2 protein-coding genes are annotated in these 2,129 nt (G+C 67.0%); both read left to right on the top strand.

The features are described from left to right. Positions 1 to 65: 65 nt before the first annotated feature. Positions 66 to 1,274 carry an IS21 family transposase gene (gene istA / locus ACPEH2_RS15710; RefSeq protein WP_125133149.1) on the top strand — a complete coding sequence of 403 codons (1,209 nt, stop codon included), beginning with the start codon at positions 66 to 68 and terminating at the stop codon, positions 1,272 to 1,274. After that, the gene (gene istB / locus ACPEH2_RS15715) at positions 1,274 to 2,065 is read left to right on the top strand and encodes an IS21-like element helper ATPase IstB (RefSeq protein WP_125133150.1); all 792 of its coding nucleotides are present in this window, start codon (positions 1,274 to 1,276) and stop codon (positions 2,063 to 2,065) included. The genes istA and istB overlap by 1 nt, the downstream gene beginning before the upstream one ends. Positions 2,066 to 2,129: the final 64 nt, after the last annotated feature.

The following is a 2,129-nucleotide window of genomic DNA, read 5'->3' on the forward strand; positions in this document are numbered from 1 at the left end:
TGTCGACGGCGCTCGAAAACTGGACAGTAGCGGCGCTTGAAAAGTGAACACTCAACGATTGGAGAGTGATCACTTTGGAGGACTGGGCGTTGATCCGGAGGCTGGCCGGCGAGGGCGTGCCGAAGGCGCATATTGCTGAGCGGTTGGGGATCTCGAGGACCACGGTCATCAAGGCGGTGAACTCGGAATCGCCGCCTCACTATGAGCGGACAGCGGCGCCGACGTCGTTCACGCCGTTCGAGTCGCGGGTGCGTGCGTTGCTGCTGGAGACGCCGACGATGCCGGCGACGGTGCTCGCGGAGCGGGTCGGGTGGACGGGCTCGATCCGGTGGTTCCGTGACAACGTGAAGCGTTTGCGGCCCGAGCAGCAGCGTCTCGATCCCGCGGATCGGATCACGTGGGCGGCGGGGGACGCGGCGCAGTGCGATCTGTGGTTCCCGCCGAAGAAGATCCCGCTCGAGGACGGGACAGCGAAGCTGTTGCCGGTGCTGGTGATCACCCCGGCGCATTGCCGGTTCACGACGGGAGTGATGATCCCGACGCGGAAGACGGAGGATCTGCTGCTCGGGACCTGGCAGCTGATCGAGCAGCTCGGCCGGGTTCCGCGTCGGCTGATCTGGGACAACGAGCCCGGCATCGGGCGAGGACGCCGTCACGCGGACGGAGTCGACGCGTTCATGGGAACCCTCGCGACCAAGCTCGTGCTGCTGCCGCCGCGGGATCCGGAATCGAAAGGGATCGTGGAACGCCGCAACGGTTGGTTCGAGACATCGTTCATGCCGGGCCGGTCATTCACCTCGCCCGCGGACTTCAACGAGCAGTTCACCGACTGGCTCGGAGTCGCCAACCAGCGGAGGGTGCGCACCCTGGCCGCCTCTCCGATCTCGCTGCTGCCTGCGGATCTGGCGGCGATGTTGCCGTTGCCGCCGATCCCGTTGCATCTGGGCTGGCGGAACCGGATCCGGCTCGGCCGCGACTACTACGTCCGCATCGACACGAACGACTACTCCGTCGACCCGCGCGCGATCGGCAGGATCGTCGACGTCACCGCGGACCTGGACCGGGTCCGCGTCCGCCTCGATGGACGGATCATCGCCGACCACACCCGTGTCTGGGCACGAGGAATGGTGATCACCGACCCCGCGCATCGAGAAGCTGCGGCCGTCCTACGACGCGAGTTCCAGCAGCCGCGACTTGTTCCAGTCGGCGACGATCTGACTCGGGATCTCGCCGACTACGACCGCGCGTTCGGGCTCGTCGAGGGGAGCAACTGATGGCCGGCAAGACCGACGTCGCGAAGCAGATCACCTATTTCGCCGGCGCACTCAAGGCACCCCGGATCACGGAGGCCGCAGCCCGGATGGCGGACCAAGCACGCGACGCCGGGTGGTCGTTCGAGGACTACCTCGCCGCCGTCCTCGAACGCGAAGTGAGCGCTCGCAACGCCTCCGGCGCGGAGCTGCGGATCAAAGCCGCTGGCTTCCCGAGCCGGAAGACGCTCGAGGACTTCGACTGGGACGCGCAACCAGCCACCCGGCAGCAGATCGCCGCGCTCGCTTCGGGAGGGTTCCTCCTCGAAGCGCAGAACGTGGTCCTGCTCGGCCCTCCCGGGACCGGGAAGACGCACCTCGCGACCGCGCTCGGGATCGTCGCTGCCCGCCACGGGCACCGGGTGTTGTTCGCGACTGCGACCGATTGGGTCACCCGACTCGCCGACGCCCACCGGCAAGGCAACCTCCCACGAGAGCTCACCCGGCTTCGCCGTTACGGGCTGATCATCGTCGACGAAGTCGGCTACCTCCCGTTCGAACAAGACGCCGCCAACCTCTTCTTCCAGCTGGTCTCGTCACGCTACGAACACGCGTCGCTGATCCTGACCTCGAACCTGCCGTTCTCCGGCTGGGGTGGCGTCTTCGGAGACCAGGCCGTCGCCGCCGCGATGATCGACCGGATCGTTCACCACGCCGACGTCCTCACCCTCAAAGGGGCCAGCTACCGCCTCCGCGGCAGAGGCATCGACAGCCTCCCCAGCATTCGCACCACCACCGACGAGACCCCTGGCTAGACTGCCCGCAACCGTTCACTTTTCGAGCGCCGAAAGTGACCAGGATTCACCCGCCGCCGACACC

The organism is Microbacterium sp. NPDC064942, assembly GCF_049545525.1.
Lineage (GTDB): Bacteria > Actinomycetota > Actinomycetes > Actinomycetales > Microbacteriaceae > Microbacterium > Microbacterium gawkjiense.

What these genes read in the sequence shown, in the direction of transcription:
- istB (WP_125133150.1), top strand. Translation starts at nt 1,274, where the DNA reads ATGGCCGGCAAGACCGACGTCGCGAAGCAGATCACCTATTTCGCCGGC.